Here is a 16,600-nt window from a genome sequence, read left to right as displayed (position 1 = left end):
AACTGGTCTTTCGTGGTCTTGACACCCTTAGCTGTCGGAGTACTGTCGACCGCGATGATCTGGATCATATTTGCCTTATTAACGGCTGGCGTAATTCTGGCGGTAACGCGTTCACTCAGACGCGCGCCCGCCAACGCGCATGCGGCCGCATCCGAAGTCGAGGTTTACAAGGCACAGCTTGCCGAACTCGACCGCGAGGCCGAACGCGGAACCGTCGGCGAAGAGGAAACGCGCCAGACACGGCTCGAACTCTCCCGGCGTTTGCTGCGCGCCAGCCGCCAGGGGAACGCGCCGTTGCGCGGCGCGGGTGCCGGCCGGAACAGCGCGATTGCCGCTTCCGCCACAGCCGCTCTGCTCGCGCTCGGCACCATCGCGACCTATGTCGCCTATGGTCAGCCCGGCTTGCGGGACATGCCCCTCGAAACCCGCCTTGATGTCCCGCCCGAGATGCAGACCGCCGACGTCCTTATCGCGAAGGCGGAACGCGACCTTCGAAGGAACCCGACAGACGTTGCCGGGTGGATGCGAATCGCGCCGGTGTATTTCCGCAACGGCCGCTTCGACAAGGCCGCCGATGCCTATTCGCGCGCCATCGAATATGGCGGCATGGACGAGGAGAAGCTTTTGGGCCTCGGCGAGGCGCTGACCTTCGCCAATGACGGAAGCATCACCGATCGCGCGCGGCTCGCCTTCGAGGCCGCGGCCAAGGTCAATCCGTCGTCGCTTCGCGTGCGCCTCTGGAGCGGCCTCATCGCCGAGCAGAACGGCCGCAGGACTGAGGCCGAGAAAATCTACAAGGCGATGCTCGCGGGCGAACTTCATCCGGGGTTGAGGCAGCTTGTGAACCAGCGTCTCGCCGCGCTTTCGGCTCCCCCTCAAGCGAACGATATCGCCCAGGCGAGCCCGGAAGATCAGGGCAAGATGATCCGCGGGATGGTGGACGGTCTCGCCGCGCGCCTCAAGGAGAACAAGTCCGATCTCGAAGGCTGGATCCGGCTGATCCGATCCTATGCGGTGCTGAAGGAAAACGACAAGGCGAAGGACGCCGCCTCGACAGCGCGACAGGCGTTCGCAACCGACGCGAAGGCGCTTCAGCAGATCGAAGCCGCCGTAAAAGAAGCCGGGCTTGGCGCTAATGGGCAGGGGGGGTAACCGAGGGCATGACGAGAAAGAAACGTCGCGCGGTTTTGATCGTGATGGGCCTCGCGATGATCGGGGTGGCCTCGACGCTTGTGTTGAGCGCGCTCCAGACGCAGGTCACGTTCTTCATGAGTCCGGCTGAAGTGGCCAAGGCCACGCCCGATGCAGCGACGCGTTTCCGCCTCGGCGGCCTTGTGGCGGCGGGAAGTTTCAAGCGCGAAGCCAACGCCCTGAACGTGTTCACGGTTACCGACAACGCGGCCTCGTTGCCCGTGAACTACAAGGGCATCCTGCCCGACCTGTTCCGCGAGGGGCAGGGCGTGGTTGCGGAGGGGCGCATGGTGGATGGCGTGTTCGTTGCCGATACCGTGCTAGCCAAGCACGACGAGAATTACATGCCGCCCGAAGTTGCCGATGCGCTGAAAAAGAACGGCCACTGGCAGGAGCAGAGCGGCAAGCAACCGGCGCCGAACCCCGGCACCTGATGGCGGGGTCGCTCGGGCCGAATGGTGCCCGGCGTGGAAGCGGCGGCGATGGGACACAGCCGGAGCGCCGGAAGCTCGCGCGAGGCTGGCTCCATCGCTGCGGGCTATTAAAGCGCGCGCTCCAAGGTTCAAGAGCATGATCTTGTTGCAAAGCTCCAATCGCGCAGGTCATGCTCAGGTGACGCCGATCATTAACCGGAAAGCGGCGTCCAGGAATGCGGTGATTTACATTTGTTTCGACACTTGCTGGCGGCACCGTCATCAAATGTAAAATTCGAGACTGCCCTGGAATAAATCGTTTGTAAGTGCTCTAGGGGCGCAAGGGAGAAAGAAGACCGTGATCGTTGAACTGGGCCACTTCGCCCTCATCCTCGCTCTCTTCGTCGCCGTGGTGCAATTCGCGGCACCTCTTGCCGGTTTGCGCACGCGCGACACTCGCCTCATGGCCATGGGCGACGCCGCCGCTCCGATCGCTTTCCTGCTGATCGCGGGATCGTTCGCCGCGCTGCTGTGGGCGCATGTCAGTTCCGATTTCTCGGTCGCGAATGTCTGGGAAAACTCGCATTCGGCGAAACCGCTTCTCTACAAGATCTCGGGTGTGTGGGGGAACCACGAAGGCTCGATGCTCTTGTGGGTGCTGATCCTCGCGCTGTTCGGCGCGGCTGTCTGGCTGTTCGGGCAGAACCTGCCGCTCGACCTGCGTTCGACGGTGCTCGCGATTCAGGGGCTGATCCTCTTCGCCTTCATCCTGTTTATCGTCGCGACATCCAACCCGTTTGTCCGCATCCCGAACGCGCTGTTCGAAGGGCAGGGCCTTAACCCGATCCTGCAGGATCCCGCGCTCGCGATCCATCCGCCGTTGCTCTACGCGGGTTATGTCGGCTTCTCGATGGCCTTTTCCTTCGCCGTCGCCGCGCTGCTTCTCGGCCGCGTCGACAGCGCATGGGCGCGCTGGGTGCGGCCCTGGACGCTCGCTGCATGGATCTTCCTCACCATCGGCATCGCCATCGGCTCATGGTGGGCCTATTACACGCTTGGCTGGGGCGGCTGGTGGTTCTGGGATCCGGTCGAAAACGCCTCGCTCATGCCCTGGCTGACCGGAACGGCGCTCTTGCATTGCGCCATCGTCATGGAGAAGCGCGACAGCCTGAAAGCGTGGACGATCCTGCTCGCGATCCTCACCTTCAGCTTCAGCCTGCTCGGCACCTTCCTCGTGCGTTCGGGCGTGCTGACTTCGGTGCATTCTTTCGCGTCGGACCCGTCGCGCGGCGTCTTCATCCTCGCCATCGTGAGCCTTTTCACGGCGGGCGCGCTGCTGCTTTTCTCGTGGCGTTCGAATTCGCTCGCCGCGAGCACGGCCTTTTCCGTCGTTTCGCGCGAATCGAGTCTCGTGCTGAACAATTTGTTCCTCACAGTATCCTGCGGCGTCGTCTTCGTCGGCACGCTTTACCCGCTCGCGCTCGAAGCCGCCACCGGCGACAAGATCTCCGTCGGAGCGCCGTTCTTCAATTCGACGGTCGTCTGGATCTTCATGCCGCTGCTTCTGCTTTTACCGTTCGGCATTTTCGTCGCGTGGAAGCGCGGCGACCTTGGGGAAGCGGCGCGGCGTCTCGTTCCGGCGGCTGTGGCGGCCATCCTCGTTGGCATCGTTTCGGTCGCGGCGGGCGCGGGGTTCAAGACGGGTCTCGCTCTTACGCTCGGCGCGTGGGTGTTCGCGGGGGCGGTTTGGGAAGTTCTCTGGCGTGCGCGCTTTGCTCAGGTCTCTTTCGGCGAGACTGCGCGGCGCATCGTGAACATGCGCCGCAGCCAATGGGGCGCGACGCTCGGCCATATCGGCCTCGCCGTCAGCGTGATCGGCATCGCGGGCACGACCGCCTGGAACGCGGAGCACCTTGCCGTGATGAAGCCCGGCGAAAGCCTCGATGTCGGTAGCTACAGCATCACCTTCAACAAGGTCTATGACGAGCCGGGGCCGAACTACAGCGCGCAAGCGGCCGACTTCGAACTCAGAAGCGGCGACCGCGTGATCGGCACCATCACTTCGGCGAAGAAGACATACGACGCGCCGCCGCAGTCCGTCACAGCGGCGGGCATCGCGGTGCGCCCCTTCGCGGATGTTTATGTCGTGCTGGGCAATGAGGCCGGGGGCGGCGCCTATTCGATCCGCGCCTATTATCATCCGTTCGTTCGGTGGATCTGGGGTGGCTCGATCCTCATGTTCATAGGCGGACTCGTGTCGCTGCTCGACCGGCGCCTGCGCATCGGCGTCGGCCAGCGCGCAGCGAAGCCGCCGCTTTCGCAATCGCCCAAGGTCGGCCCAGCCCTGCCGGCGGAGTAAACGCCATGCGTTCCTTCCTCGCTCTCCTCGCCCTGATGTTCGCCGCAGCCGCCACCCCAGCGCTCGCCGTCGATCCGCAAGAGCAATTGAAAGACCCGGCGCTCGAAAGCCGCGCGCGCGACATCTCGGCGGGGCTTCGCTGCCTTGTCTGCCAGAACCAGTCGATCGACGATTCCGACGCGCCGCTTGCGAAGGATCTTCGCATCATCGTCCGCCAGCAGATCGAAAAAGGGCAGACGAACGCGGAAGTGCTGGACTATGTCGTGGCGCGTTACGGCAATTTCGTTCTGCTGAAGCCGCCTTTCACTCTCAACACGTTTTTGCTTTGGGCAGCGCCGGTGCTCCTGATCGGTGGAGGCCTCTTGCTTGCCGCGCGTCTCGTGCGGCGTAAACCTGTTGAAGCGGCGCGTGCAAAGCCGCTCACGGCGGAAGAGCAGGCCGAGTTGCAGGCGCTTCTCAACGAACGGCGCTCCTGAGGGAGTGCTAATCGTTCCCGAGGATCGCGGCGCCGCCCCTCATGGAGCGTCCGGTAATATCCGCAGATCCGCGCGGCGACGACGTCGGACACGAAGCGGCGTTCTTCGGGCTGTGCCGAAAGCGCTTAAGCGGCGACGCGCTTGCCGACGCGGCCCCGCGCGAGGAGTTCATCGAACAACGCGCGATATTGCGCCATGATAGCCGCCTCGGAATAGGTGGTCGTCCCCTCGTTTTTGCCCGCCGCAGCCAGCCGCGCGGCGAAATCGCGATCTCCGAGCAGGTCGCGAAAGGCGGCAGCAATCGCGGCGGGGTCTTCGCTCGGAACGAGAAGGCCGGTCTCGCCGTCCCGAATGAGGTGCTCCGGCCCAGGCGAGCGCACCGCCACCACCGGCAGCCGGTGCGACCAACCCTCCAGCACGACGTTGCCGAAAACCTCGAACCGCGAGGCGCACACGAAAATGTCCGCCGCCGCGAGGAAGGGATGCACGTTGTCCTGCCAGCCAAGGAAGCGAATACGGCCGTTCAGCTGAAGCTCGGTCGCGAGCGCGCGCAGCTCCGCGTCGAAGCGGCCCGCGCCGACCATCCAGAGATACGCGCCCGGCACCTCCGCCAACGCCCTGACGACGAGATCCGGCCCTTTCTCGTGCTCCACGCGCCCCGTCCACACGATGAGCGGCGCGTCGTCCGGCGTGTTGTAATCGGCACGGCGCGCCTTCTCGACGCCGAGTTCCACTTCAGGCACGAAATTCGGGATGTAGAAGATGCGGTCGTCGCTCCAGCCCCCGCTGCGGAAGTAATCGAGGCAGCCCGGCGTATTGCCGATGAGGTAGTCGCAGCGCGCGTAATCTTCCAACGCGTAATAGCCGCCGAGCCGCGCGACGTGAACCCACGGCCCCCGCGGCGTGCGCTTGGTCGCGCGTTCGAGATGCGTCAGCACGAGATTCGCGCGCGCCTCTTTCAGGATGCGGGGGTATTTGACCGGAGTGATCAGATCGAGCGCGCCGCCGAAGGGAAGGCTGTGCAACCTCACCTCGGTCTTGCGCATCTGCTCCTCTGTCCAGCCGGACCGCTTGACGATAAAGCCGTGCTGGACACCCTCGTCTTCCATCGCCTTCGCCAGCCGCATGGTGAAACGTTGAGCGCCTCCCTTATGGCGGCTGCCGATCGCCTGAACGAGACGAAGAGGCGTCTTGTCGCTGTTTCGCCAGAACTGCATCGTGCCCCGCATGCGCGCTTGGATTGCGTCTGAGGGGCAGAATCCTTTTATTGCATGCGGCGCGCAATCTAAAGTTGCAGTGTTTCGCTGTGGATGCCTGTTGATTGCAAGGCTCGCGCAAGTCAAGCTTTCGAGCTTGGCGCGGTGGGCGAAGAGGCTGCGCCGGATCACCACAAAATTGTGCAGAGCTGAGACGGAAAGCGTGATTCGCGCCACAGTGTGTGATTTAACCACCATGAGACTGGCTGGCCTCGGCTGGCGGCAATGACATAGCGTGTTCGGTACAATGACAACAAAACTGCTTCTTCTTCCCGGAGACGGCATCGGCCCCGAAGTGATGGCCGAAGTCGAGCGGGTTATCGCGTGGCTCAACGAGAGCGGCCGCGCGCGGTTCCAATATGAGACGGACCTTGTCGGCGGCTGCGCTTACGACGCGCATGGCGAGGCCATTTCCGACGCTGCGATGGAGAAGGCGCACGCGGCCGACGCCGTCATTCTCGGCGCGGTCGGCGGCCCGAAATGGGCGGACGTTCCCTATGCCAAGCGTCCGGAGGCCGGCCTGCTCCGCCTCCGCAAGGACATGAAGCTGTTCGCCAACCTCCGTCCCGCGATCTGCTATCCCGCGCTGACCGAGGCGTCGAGTCTCAAGCGCGAGGTGGTCGAGGGGCTCGACCTCATGATCGTGCGCGAGCTGACCGGCGGCGTCTATTTCGGCGAGCCGAAGGAAATCGTCACGCTTGAAAGCGGTGAGCGCCGCGCTGTCGACTCGCAGCTTTATCATGAGCACGAGATCGAGCGCATCGCGCGCGTCGCCTTCGATCTGGCGCGGGCGCGCGGCAAGCGGCTTGCCTCTGTCGAGAAGCACAACGTCATGCGCACGGGCGTGCTGTGGAAGTCGGTCGTGACGCGCGTCCATGAAGACTACAAGGACATTGAGCTGACGCACGTCCTCGCGGACAACTGCGCCATGCAGCTCGTAAAATGGCCGAAGCAGTTCGACACGATTGTTACCGACAACCTCTTCGGCGACGTGCTGTCCGACCTCGCGGCCATGTCCACGGGTTCGCTCGGGATGCTGCCGTCGGCCTCGCTCGGCGCGAAGGACGCGAGCGGCAAGCGCCCGGCGCTTTACGAGCCTGTACATGGCTCCGCGCCCGACATCGCGGGCAAGGGCATCGCCAACCCCATCGCAACCATCGGAAGCCTCGGCATGGCGCTGCGCTATTCCTTCGACCTCGGCGCTGAAGCAGACCTTGTCGACGCCGCCATCGCGGGCGTGCTGGCGAAGGGGCTTCGTACCCCGGACATCATGCAGGACGGCATGACCAAGGTCGGCACGGTAGAAATGGGCGAGGCCATCGTCGGCGAATTGAAGCGGCTTGCGGCGTCGCGTTGAGATCAGCGCGTCTCCAACTGGACGGAACAGGTCAAAAGCCGTCTCACACTGCGGAAGTTCGCGCCCTCAGGCGCGGACTGCTTCCATGGGCAGAGGGAAGGAGATGAGGTGATGGCGGATCACTTCAGTCTTATCGGTTTCAAGGCGGCTTCGGCCGAAGATCTCTCGGCGCTTGTCAGCAGCTTGCTCGAACAGGGCGGCGACAAGGAGCCTTGCCCCGTCGGCTATTATCACAGGCTGCGGTCGCCCGTGGGCCCCGAACTCTGGGTCCACATGCAGAAGTCCGCCGAGAACGATCCCGATCCGTATATCGCCGTTGGCATCACACCGTTCTTCGAGGGCGAGGGGCGCACGCCCATTCGCGTGCGCGCGCTGCGGCAGCGGCCGGACGACAATCTGTTCGAGGGCGCGGTCTATGTGGAACTCGGGCCGACCATCGCGCTGATCGACGTGGTGGATTTCGCCCGCTTCGCCGGCCGGCGCGTGCCGTTCATGGCTATCGCGCAGATCGTCGCCTTCCCGCACGATCTCGCCGTTTACGAGAACGAAGCCGCCTTCGAGGCCACGCAGACCGACAAGGAGGTGAAGTTTACGCCGCGCTCCTTCCTTGCGAGCGGGCTTTTCACGGGCGGCGGCGACAGCGAACTCGTGTTCCTCGATCCGGAGGCGGAAGATTTCCGCGCGCCCGCCCGCGCCTTCCTCACGGGCGAAGTGCAGAAGACGGAACGCCGGAAAAACCCCGTCACCGGGCAAGAATTCACCTGGGCGGTGATCGGGACGGCGGGCGGCACCTTCGACCTTGTCGCCGACGAGGCGATGTTGAGGCAGCCGCTCGAGCCCGGCATGATCGTCGAGGGCGAATTCTGGCTGTGCGGCCGCCTGATCGAGATCTTCGGCGCTGCTTGATCCGCCTCGGGAATTAGCAAACCACTTCTTTTGTGTATGTGCGGGTGTACACTACACATAGACAAAGTGATTCGCGCGGCGGGGGCTCATGCGGACGAATATCGATCTTGACGACACGCTCATCGACGAAGTGATGCGCGTTGCAAACGTGAAAACGAAAAAGGAAGCCGTGCATCTCGCGATGCGCGAGTTTTTGAAGGCGAAGAAGAAGAAAAATCTTTTCGAACTGGCCGGAAAGATCGAATTCGACGCCCATTTCGACCATGCCAGCTTCCGGCACACGCGCTACGATGCTGATTGACACCAGCACGCTCGTCGCTCTTTTCCGTGACCGCACGGGCAGGGTTGCGCGCGCGCTCCAGACTGTGCTCGAAGGCCGGGACTACTACCTGACGCGCTTCACCCAGACGGAGCTTCTCGCGGGCGCGCGCGACGAGGTGGAATGGCTCAAGCTCGCCGACTATCTCGCCGATCAGGATTATGTCGAGGCCGGCACGGAAACGTGGTCTGCGGCCGCGCGCCTCGCCTTCGACCTCAGGCGCGAGGGGCTGCCCGTTCCGGGTGCGCCCACCTGCTGCATCGCGGCCATCGCCATCGAAAACGGCATGACGCTTCTGCATAACGACGCCGACTTCGCGGCTGTCGCGAAGGTCAGCGCGCTGAAACATCTACCTTTCGAAACGCTTGGCGCGGTGCGCGTCATCTGACGCACCGCGCGCTTTTTCGGATGCCGACGGAGGCCGTCAAGGCCCCCGCCATAACCGGGAATCGACGGGCGCGACCGCATTCGACGGAATGCGGCGCTTCCAATTCAGTTCTTCGCCTTGTTCACGAGCGCGCGCTCGGCGATCCACGGCATCATGGAGCGCAGCTTCTTGCCGGTCTCTTCGATCGGATGGCTGTCGCATTTCGCGCGCTGCGCCTTGAAGCTCGTCTGGCTCACCTTGTTCTCAAGCATCCAGTCGCGAACGAATTTGCCGCTCTGGATGTCGGAGAGCACGTCCTTCATGGCTGCCTTCGAGGCGGGGGTGACGACGCGCGGGCCGGAGACATATTCGCCATATTCCGCCGTGTTCGAGATCGAGTAGTTCATGTTCGCGATGCCGCCCTCATAGATGAGGTCGACGATCAGCTTCATCTCGTGGACGCATTCGAAATACGCCATTTCCGGCGCGTAGCCCGCCTCGACCAGCGTCTCGTAGCCCGAGCGCATCAGTTCGACCACGCCGCCGCACAGTACGGCCTGCTCGCCGAACAGGTCGGTCTCGCATTCTTCCTTGAAGGACGTCTCGATGATGCCCGCGCGGCCGCCGCCGATGGCGCTCGCATAGGAAAGGCAGAGTTCGTGCCCGTTGCCGCTCGAATTCTGCGCGACCGCGATGAGACACGGCACGCCAGCGCCGCGCTGGTATTCGCCACGAACCGTATGACCGGGGCCCTTCGGCGCGACCATTCCCACGTCGAGGTCGGCGCGCGGAACGATGAGATTGAAATGGATGTTAAGGCCGTGCGCGAACAGCAGGAGCGCGCCTTCCTTCAAATTTGCGTGCAGGTGATCGCGATAGATGTCGGCCTGAAGCTCGTCCGGCGTCAGCATCATGACGACGTCGGCCCACTTCGCGGCATCGGCCACTTCCATCACGCGCAAACCCTCGCCCTCGGCCTTCTTCGCCGAAGCCGAACCCTTGCGAAGCGCCACGACGACATCCGGAACACCGGAATCGCGCAGGTTCAGCGCGTGGGCGTGGCCTTGGCTACCGTAGCCGACGATGGCGACTTTTTTGCCCTTGATGAGATTGATGTCGGCGTCGCGATCATAATAAACGCGCATGGTCTTTCCCTTTTCAGCGTTTTTTTCCGGAGTTTCAGGGCGAGGGCGTGATCGTGAGGGCGAAGGACGCGGAACGCTCTGAGTTGGGCACTGGCTTAGAAAGCCGCAGCCCAAAGGTCAATCGAACTTCCCTCAATTTGCGGCCACGATCCTCCGCAGCGCGAGGCGCGCAAGGCCAAACAGTCTGTCGAGCCGCTACATACCCTCGGGGCCGCGCGAGATGGCGGCGACCCCGGTTCGCGCGATCTCGACGAGGCCGAGCGGCTTCATAAGGCCGATGAAGGTGTCGATCTTCGACACCTTGCCCGTGATCTCGAAAACGAAATGATCGACCGTCGCATCCACGACCTTCGCGCGGAAGGCTTCGGCAAGACGCAGGCTCTCGACGCGCTTGTCGCCCTTGCCCGCCACCTTGACGAGCGCAAGCTCGCGCTCGATGGGATCGCCCTTCACGGTGAGGTCGGTCACGCCATGCACCGGCACGAGGCGGCCGAGCTGGCTCTTGATCTGGTCGATGATATCGACAGAACCCGTGGTGACGATGGTGATGCGCGATGCGCCGGCTTCGCGGCTCACCTCCGTCACGGTCAGGCTGTCGATGTTGTAGCCGCGCCCGGCGAACAGGCCGATCACACGCGCGAGAACGCCCGGCTCGTTGTCGACGAGCACCGAAATCGTATGCCGTTCAACGCGTTGCTGCGGATTATCCAAGGGCATCGCCGGACCCCATTCCATCTTGTTCATTCTATCCCACCTTGCTTTGGGCCGCGTCGGCGGGCATCGCGGCGGTGAAGCCGGAAGCCCGACGCACCGCTTCAGACGAGCGCCTTGCCCTTCGAGAAGGCGAGTTCAATGTCTTCATTGGCGAGTTCGTCGCCGAACAGCATGTTGTTGTGCGCCTCGCCCGATGGAATCATCGGAAAGCAATTGGCGAGCTTCGACACGCGGCAGTCGAACAGCACCGGCTTCGGCGAATTGATCATCTCGATGATCATGTCGTCGAGTTCGTCGGGCTTCTCGGCGCGGAAGCCGACGCAATGATACGCCTCGGCCAGCTTCACGAAGTCGGGCAGCGCCTCCGCGTAGGAATGAGAATAGCGCCCGCCGTGCAGCAGTTCCTGCCACTGGCGCACCATGCCCATATATTCGTTGTTCAGAATGAAGATCTTGATCGGCAGGCCGTACTGCGCCGCCGTCGACATCTCCTGCATCGTCATCATCACCGAAGACTCGCCCGCGATGTCGATGACGAGGCTTTCCGGGTGCGCGACCTGCACGCCGACCGCCGCAGGCAGTCCGTAGCCCATCGTGCCGAGCCCGCCGCTCGTCATCCAGTGGTTCGGCTCGTCGAAGCGATAGAACTGCGCGGCCCACATCTGATGCTGGCCGACCTCGGTCGTGATATAGGTGTCGCGGTTCTTCGTGAGTTCGTAAAGCCGCTGGATCGCGTATTGCGGCATGATCACGTCATCGCGCATCTTGTATCTCAGGCAATCGCGCGAGCGCCAGCCTTCGATCGACGTCCACCACGCCTTGATCGCCTTCTTGTCGATCTGCGGTGCGCGCGAACGCCAGACGCGCAGCATCTCTTCGAGCACGTAGCCGCAGTCGCCGATGATCGGGATGTCGGCGCGAACGGTCTTCGAGATCGACGACGGGTCGATGTCGATGTGGATCTTCTTCGAGTTCGGCGAGAATGCGTTCAGCCGCCCCGTGATGCGGTCGTCGAACCGCGCGCCGACGCAGATCATCACGTCGCAATCGTGCATCGCCATGTTGGCTTCGTAGGTGCCGTGCATGCCGAGCATACCGAGCCACTGCTTCGACGAAGCGGGATAAGCGCCGAGGCCCATCAACGTGGAGGTGATCGGGAAGCCGGTTGTGTCCACGAACTCGCGCAGGAGCTTCGAGGCCGCCGGGCCGGAGTTGATGACGCCGCCGCCCGTGTAGAAGATCGGCTTCTTCGCGCCGGCGATAAGGTCCACGGCGTCGCGGATCGCCTGCGGACTGCCCTTCACCTGCGGACGGTAGGTTTTGTGAACGACCTTGTTCGGGCCGATATAGGTGCCCTTCGCGAACTGTACGTCCTTCGGGATGTCGATCACGACCGGGCCGGGACGGCCATTCTGCGCGACGTAAAACGCCTCATGCAGGATGCGGGCGAGGTCGTTCACGTCCTTGACGAGGTAATTATGCTTCGTGCAGGGGCGCGTGATGCCGACCGTATCGCATTCCTGGAAGGCGTCGGAGCCGATGAGGGCGGTGCCGACCTGCCCCGTGATGCAGACGAGCGGAATGGAATCCATCAGTGCGTCGGCAAGCCCGGTGACGGCGTTCGTCGCGCCGGGGCCGGAGGTGACGAGCACGACGCCGACCTTGCCGGACGAACGCGCATAGCCCTCGGCCGCGTGGGTCGCGCCCTGCTCATGCCGCACGAGGAAGTGCTTGATGCCGTTCTGCTTGAAAATCTCGTCGTAAATCGGAAGTACGGCGCCGCCCGGGTAGCCGAAAATATGTTCGACGCCCTGATCGGCGAGGGCTTGCAGAACGATTTCTGCGCCCGTCATCGCGCGTGCCATAGAAAACTCCAGTCAAACGCGGCCTTTTCGACCGCCCCACCTTCAAAATCGGGAGCCGTACAGGGTGCGTTCGGACAAAAAGACCGCGCGAAAAGCCGAGTTCCCGCACGCTTCTGCCTGTCCATGCTCTTGTTAACGTGACGGCAACCACGCTTCTGTTGAGATTGCGCTAATCCTTTAGCGAAAAGCGGTCAAGCGATTTCGGATAAATAGATTGATTTCACTTTTTGTTCCTTGCGTTTCTTTCGTCAGGCAATCGCTTTGCGAAATAAAATTATTCCGGATCCACGTAAGCTGCCGCTTTGCATAATTGCGGGTCGCCGTCTTCGCGCGGTCCGCCGCTTCGTCGAGCGAAATTTCGCCGCGTGCGAAGGCGATCAGGGGCGGCAGCCCGACGGCGCGCATCGCGGGGAGCGTCGCGTCGAGGCGCAGCGCATCGATGGCCCGCGCCTCCTCGATAGCGCCTGCCTCGATCATGCGGTCGAACCTTTCGTCGCAGCGGCGGTAAAGCGCGGCGCGGTCCATCTCCACCACGACCGGCAGCACGTCCGCCGCCGACAGAAGCGGCGGCTCCTTCTGCGCATGCCAGTCCGCGAGCGGGCGGCCCGTCGCCTCCAGCACTTCGAGCGCGCGGGCGATGCGCTGCGGATCGCTCGGGCGGATGGTCGCGGCGGTGGCGGCATCGCGGCGCGCAAGCTCGGCGTGTAACGCTTCCGGCGGTTCCGTCTCGGCCCGCAGCCTGTAATGCGCGCGAATTTCGGCCGGGATCTCGGGGATGGCGGACAGCCCCTCGGTCAGCGCCTTGAAATACAGCCCCGTGCCACCGACGATCACCGGCAACAGGCCGCGCGCTTCGGCGTCCGCGATTTCGCGCGCGACATCAGCCAGCCACAGCGCCGTCGAATACGGCTCGCGCGCGGGGCGAAACCCGTAAAGCCGGTGCGGCGCGCGCGCTTCCTCTTCCGCGCTCGGCCGGTTCGTGACGATGCGAAGCTCGGCGTAAACCTGCATCGAATCGGCGTTGATGACCACGCCACCGAACCGCTCCGCAACATCGAGCGCCAGCGCCGACTTGCCGCTCGCCGTCGCGCCGACGATCAAGACTGCTTTCATCCCGTCCGATCTATCCATCAGCTTTGCCGTTGCATTGGCCTGTGCTATACGACATCCGTTCATTTAAGCATAAGGGGGCGCGTCGCATGGAGGTCTGGCAAGATATCTGGGACGGGATACCGGGCGAGAGCCTCGGCGACAAGTTGCAAGTCCTTGGCATGGCTGCGGGCGCAATAACCTTCGTCGGCGGCGGCGCCTATGCCCTCTACCGACGTCGCAAGGGAACCGACGTCGAAACCGTCGTCACCGACATCCGCGCGAAGCAGCACGAGGCGGCGGCGGAAACGGCGGCGCTCCGGGCCGAGATGAAGGCGCTGCAGGACACGCTCATCCAGGGCGCACGCGCGCAAAGCGCCGCGCTTCCCGGCGGCGGCCAGGGGGCGGCCCAGGTGGAAGCCGCCGTCGAAAAAGACATCGGCGCGGCCCTCGCCACCCTCGCCAACGCCGGAAAAACCGCCGCGCTCGCCGCTCTCGAACGAGGCGACACGGCGGCGGCCGACAAGGTGCTCGCGGACAAGATCGCGGAAATCGAGCGCGCCCGCACCGGCGCGGCTAAGGAGGAAGCGGCGCTCTACCGCCAGCGCGGCGCACTCGCCTTCGCCAACGACACCGGCGCGGCGCTCGGCCTCTACACGCGCGCCGCGCAACTCGACCCTGACGACGCCGACGCGCTCTATTTTCTCGGCCGGTTGCAGCAGCGCGCGGGCGCGCTTGCCGCCGCGAAAACGAGCTTCGAACGCCTGATCGCGCTCGGCAACAGCATCGAGGACCGGAGCCGCCTGCACTGGGCGCATTTCCTGTTGGGCGATGTGGAAGCCGCGCTCGGTGATCGCGCAACGGCTCTCGAAAGCTACGAACGCGGGCAGTCTCTCGTCAAAGCTCTCGCCGCGCGCGATCCAGACAACGCCACATGGCAGCGCGACCTCTCCGTCAGCTATGACCGTGTTGGCGACATCAAGGCGGCTCGTGGCGACCGCGACGGCGCACTCAAAGCCTATGAGGACGGTCTCACCATTGCAAAGCGCCTCGCCGCCCGCGACCCGAACAACGCCGAGTGGCAGCGCGACCTCTCCGTCAGCTATAACAAGATCGGCGACATCCGCGCGGCGCGCGGCGACCGCGACGGCGCGCTGAAGGCCTATGAGGACATGCTCGCCATTCATAAGGGTCTAACCGCGCGCGATCCGAACAACGCCGAATGGCAGCGCGACCTCTCCGTCAGCTACGGACGTGTCGGCGACATCCGCGCGGCGCGCGGCGACCGCGACGGCGCGCTCAAGGCCTATGAGGACGGCCTCGACATTGCAAAGCGCCTCGCCCAGCGCGACCCGAACAACGCCGAGTGGCAGCGCGACCTCTCCGTCAGCTATAACAAGATCGGCGACATCAGCGCGGCGCGCGGAGACCGCGACGGCGCGCTCACAGCCTATGAGGACGGCCTCGACATTGCAAAGCGCCTCGCCCAGCGCGACCCGAACAACGCCGAGTGGCAGCGCGACCTCTGCATCAGTTATGAGCGGGTCGGCGACATCAAGGTCGCCCGGGGCGACCGGGATGGCGCTCTGACCGATTACAACGCAGCTTTCGACATTTCAAAGAAGCTGACTGAGAAAGACCCCAACAACGCTCAATGGCAGCAAGACCTGTCACGGTACTATGACCGTGTCGGCGACATCCGCGCGGCGCGCGGCGACCGCGACGGCGCGCTCTACGCCTATGAGGACGGCCTCGACATTCGAAAGCGCCTCGCCCAGCGCGACCCGAACAACGCCGAGTGGCAGCGCGACCTCTCCGTGAGCTATGACCGTGTTGGCGACATCCGCGCGGCGCGCGGCGACCGCGACGGCGCGCTCAAGGCCTATGAGGACGGCCTCGACATTGCAAAGCGCCTCGCCGCGCGCGACCCGAACAACGTGCAATGGCAGACAGATCTGGTGGTGAGCTATGTCAAGCTCGCGCAGGCGGGCGCGCCGAACGGGGAGCGGTTGTTGCGCGACGCGCTTGCGATCGTGCTGCGGCTCGACGCGCAAGAAAAGCTGACGCACGATCAGAAAGAGTGGATCGGGGCGCTGCGGGAGGCGTTGGGCGAGCCGGTGTGACGACGAGCGGCAAACGTGGGCTTGCGGCGCGGGTTCCGCCTGCGATATGAAGAGCGCATTCCTTTCGCACCTGCACACAAAACCGGATCGAACCAAGTCTTCCCATGGACATTGCCATCACACTGACCGCCGCGCCCGAATCGAAGGATCTCCTTCTCGGTCTCTCCGCGCAACTGCAACGCGACCTGAATGGCGATCTCGAATTCGACTGGCTGTCGGAAGGCGAGGCGCTGGACCTGATCCTGACGCTTGCGCCGGACGAGAAGGTTTCCGCCGCCGAGCTGAAAAAGACTGTCGCCGATGCGATCGGCGACGCGCCGGTGGATTTCTGCGTGCAGCCCGCGCACGGCCGCAGGAAGCGCATGCTGATCGCGGACATGGATTCGACCATCATCGGCCAGGAATGCCTCGACGAAATGGCCGATTTCGCGGGGCTGAAGCCGCAGATCGCGGCGCTGACGGAACGGGCGATGCGCGGCGAACTCGATTTCGCGGACGCGCTGCGCGAACGCATCGCACTGCTTCTCGGCATGCCGAAGACCGAGCTTTCGCGCGTGCTCGCCGAGCGCATCACGCTCAATCGCGGCGCGCAGGCGCTGGTGGAGACGATGAACGCGCATCGCGGGCATACGGTGCTCGTCTCGGGCGGCTTCACCTATTTCACGCGCGCTGTCGGCGGCATGGCCGGCTTTGCGAAAAACCGCGCCAATCAATTCCTCTGGGAAGACGGCAGGCTCGCGGGCGTGGCGGAGCCGATCCTTGGCCGTGAGGCGAAGCTCGCCGCGCTGAACGAGGAGGCCGCCGCGAACGGCCTTTCCCCGGAGGACGTCATCGCGGTCGGCGACGGCGCGAACGATCTTTCCATGCTGAAGGCGGCGGGCCTTGGCGTTGCCTATTGCGCGAAACCCGTCGTCGCGGCGGAGGCGGATGCCCAGGTGCTCCATACGGAGCTGACGACGCTGCTGTTCTATCAGGGCTACAAGCGCGCGGAGTTCGTCACGTCGATCACGTAAGGCGTCG

General features: G+C 64.0%; 15 protein-coding genes. 10 read left to right on the top strand and 5 right to left on the bottom strand.

Going from position 1 to position 16,600, the window contains the following annotated elements:
• Window positions 1–54 precede the first annotated feature (54 nt).
• The 4 genes from ccmI to KKP04_RS09270 all read left to right on the top strand — a co-directional run bounded on the left by ccmI (window position 55) and on the right by KKP04_RS09270 (window position 4,439).
• Entirely contained in the window at window positions 55–1,152 is a 1,098-nt protein-coding gene (ccmI, locus tag KKP04_RS09285) for a c-type cytochrome biogenesis protein CcmI (protein ID WP_215029846.1), read from the top strand.
• Window positions 1,153–1,160: 8 nt separating this feature from the next.
• Window positions 1,161–1,625 carry a cytochrome c maturation protein CcmE gene (gene ccmE / locus KKP04_RS09280; RefSeq protein WP_215029833.1) on the top strand — a complete coding sequence of 155 codons (465 nt, stop codon included), beginning with the start codon at window positions 1,161–1,163 and terminating at the stop codon, window positions 1,623–1,625.
• 337 nt (window positions 1,626–1,962) lie between these two features.
• On the top strand, window positions 1,963–3,963 hold the full coding sequence (locus KKP04_RS09275; RefSeq protein WP_215029831.1) for a heme lyase CcmF/NrfE family subunit: 2,001 nt from the start codon (window positions 1,963–1,965) through the stop codon (window positions 3,961–3,963).
• Between the two features lie 5 nt (window positions 3,964–3,968).
• Window positions 3,969–4,439, top strand: a complete 471-nt coding sequence (locus KKP04_RS09270) for a cytochrome c-type biogenesis protein (RefSeq protein WP_215029828.1) — start codon at window positions 3,969–3,971, stop codon at window positions 4,437–4,439.
• A 125-nt stretch (window positions 4,440–4,564) separates the two neighbouring features.
• Here the strand turns inward: KKP04_RS09270 and KKP04_RS09265 are convergent, their stop codons facing one another.
• Window positions 4,565–5,668 (bottom strand): glycosyltransferase, encoded by a 1,104-nt coding sequence (locus KKP04_RS09265; protein ID WP_215029825.1) that lies wholly within the window; start codon window positions 5,666–5,668, stop codon window positions 4,565–4,567.
• Between the two features lie 274 nt (window positions 5,669–5,942).
• On the opposite strand from KKP04_RS09265, the gene leuB reads away from it, so the two are divergent.
• The 4 genes from leuB (at window position 5,943) to KKP04_RS09245 (ending at window position 8,665) form a co-directional block, all read left to right on the top strand.
• Window positions 5,943–7,052, top strand: coding sequence for a 3-isopropylmalate dehydrogenase (leuB, locus tag KKP04_RS09260; protein WP_215029822.1), 1,110 nt, complete (start codon window positions 5,943–5,945; stop codon window positions 7,050–7,052).
• A 111-nt stretch (window positions 7,053–7,163) separates the two neighbouring features.
• A complete protein-coding gene (locus KKP04_RS09255; RefSeq protein ID WP_215029819.1) occupies window positions 7,164–7,958 on the top strand; it encodes a hypothetical protein in 795 nt (264 codons plus the stop codon).
• 88 nt (window positions 7,959–8,046) lie between these two features.
• Window positions 8,047–8,259: a type II toxin-antitoxin system VapB family antitoxin gene (locus tag KKP04_RS09250; RefSeq protein WP_215029816.1), complete on the top strand. Its 213-nt coding sequence runs from the start codon at window positions 8,047–8,049 to the stop codon at window positions 8,257–8,259.
• Complete coding sequence (locus KKP04_RS09245; RefSeq protein ID WP_215029813.1) at window positions 8,249–8,665, top strand: PIN domain nuclease; 417 nt, start codon at window positions 8,249–8,251, stop codon at window positions 8,663–8,665. Before KKP04_RS09250 ends, KKP04_RS09245 begins: the two co-directional genes overlap by 11 nt.
• 104 nt (window positions 8,666–8,769) lie before the next feature.
• On the opposite strand, the gene ilvC is transcribed toward KKP04_RS09245, so the two are convergent.
• The 4 genes from ilvC to miaA all read right to left on the bottom strand — a co-directional run bounded on the left by ilvC (window position 8,770) and on the right by miaA (window position 13,481).
• Window positions 8,770–9,789: a ketol-acid reductoisomerase gene (gene ilvC, locus KKP04_RS09240; protein WP_215029809.1), complete on the bottom strand. Its 1,020-nt coding sequence runs from the start codon at window positions 9,787–9,789 to the stop codon at window positions 8,770–8,772.
• Window positions 9,790–9,984: 195 nt separating this feature from the next.
• Entirely contained in the window at window positions 9,985–10,533 is a 549-nt protein-coding gene (ilvN, locus tag KKP04_RS09235; RefSeq protein WP_215029806.1) for an acetolactate synthase small subunit, read from the bottom strand.
• A gap of 71 nt (window positions 10,534–10,604) precedes the next feature.
• On the bottom strand, window positions 10,605–12,368 hold the full coding sequence (locus KKP04_RS09230; RefSeq protein WP_215029797.1) for an acetolactate synthase 3 large subunit: 1,764 nt from the start codon (window positions 12,366–12,368) through the stop codon (window positions 10,605–10,607).
• A 177-nt stretch (window positions 12,369–12,545) separates the two neighbouring features.
• Window positions 12,546–13,481, bottom strand: a complete 936-nt coding sequence (gene miaA, locus KKP04_RS09225; RefSeq protein ID WP_215029795.1) for a tRNA (adenosine(37)-N6)-dimethylallyltransferase MiaA — start codon at window positions 13,479–13,481, stop codon at window positions 12,546–12,548.
• An 86-nt stretch (window positions 13,482–13,567) separates the two neighbouring features.
• On the opposite strand from miaA, the gene KKP04_RS09220 reads away from it, so the two are divergent.
• Window positions 13,568–15,580, top strand: a complete 2,013-nt coding sequence (locus KKP04_RS09220) for a tetratricopeptide repeat protein (RefSeq protein ID WP_215029793.1) — start codon at window positions 13,568–13,570, stop codon at window positions 15,578–15,580.
• Between the two features lie 104 nt (window positions 15,581–15,684).
• The gene (gene serB / locus KKP04_RS09215) at window positions 15,685–16,593 is read left to right on the top strand and encodes a phosphoserine phosphatase SerB (protein ID WP_215029791.1); all 909 of its coding nucleotides are present in this window, start codon (window positions 15,685–15,687) and stop codon (window positions 16,591–16,593) included.
• Window positions 16,594–16,600 lie beyond the last annotated feature (7 nt).

The organism is Rhodomicrobium sp. Az07, from assembly GCF_018619475.1.
In the GTDB taxonomy this organism is placed as follows: Bacteria; Pseudomonadota; Alphaproteobacteria; order Rhizobiales; family Rhodomicrobiaceae; genus Rhodomicrobium.
This window is presented reverse-complemented; position numbering and strand designations above follow the sequence as displayed.

Coding starts and splice junctions, on each gene's coding strand:
- miaA (WP_215029795.1), bottom strand. CDS start 13,481: ATGAAAGCAGTCTTGATCGTCGGCGCGACGGCGAGCGGCAAGTCGGCG.
- ccmI (WP_215029846.1), top strand. CDS start 55: ATGATCTGGATCATATTTGCCTTATTAACGGCTGGCGTAATTCTGGCG.
- KKP04_RS09250 (WP_215029816.1), top strand. CDS start 8,047: ATGCGGACGAATATCGATCTTGACGACACGCTCATCGACGAAGTGATG.
- ccmE (WP_215029833.1), top strand. CDS start 1,161: ATGACGAGAAAGAAACGTCGCGCGGTTTTGATCGTGATGGGCCTCGCG.
- KKP04_RS09255 (WP_215029819.1), top strand. CDS start 7,164: ATGGCGGATCACTTCAGTCTTATCGGTTTCAAGGCGGCTTCGGCCGAA.
- ilvC (WP_215029809.1), bottom strand. CDS start 9,789: ATGCGCGTTTATTATGATCGCGACGCCGACATCAATCTCATCAAGGGC.
- KKP04_RS09230 (WP_215029797.1), bottom strand. CDS start 12,368: ATGGCACGCGCGATGACGGGCGCAGAAATCGTTCTGCAAGCCCTCGCC.
- serB (WP_215029791.1), top strand. CDS start 15,685: ATGGACATTGCCATCACACTGACCGCCGCGCCCGAATCGAAGGATCTC.
- ilvN (WP_215029806.1), bottom strand. CDS start 10,533: ATGAACAAGATGGAATGGGGTCCGGCGATGCCCTTGGATAATCCGCAG.
- KKP04_RS09245 (WP_215029813.1), top strand. CDS start 8,249: ATGCTGATTGACACCAGCACGCTCGTCGCTCTTTTCCGTGACCGCACG.
- leuB (WP_215029822.1), top strand. CDS start 5,943: ATGACAACAAAACTGCTTCTTCTTCCCGGAGACGGCATCGGCCCCGAA.
- KKP04_RS09220 (WP_215029793.1), top strand. CDS start 13,568: ATGGAGGTCTGGCAAGATATCTGGGACGGGATACCGGGCGAGAGCCTC.
- KKP04_RS09270 (WP_215029828.1), top strand. CDS start 3,969: ATGCGTTCCTTCCTCGCTCTCCTCGCCCTGATGTTCGCCGCAGCCGCC.
- KKP04_RS09265 (WP_215029825.1), bottom strand. CDS start 5,668: ATGCGGGGCACGATGCAGTTCTGGCGAAACAGCGACAAGACGCCTCTT.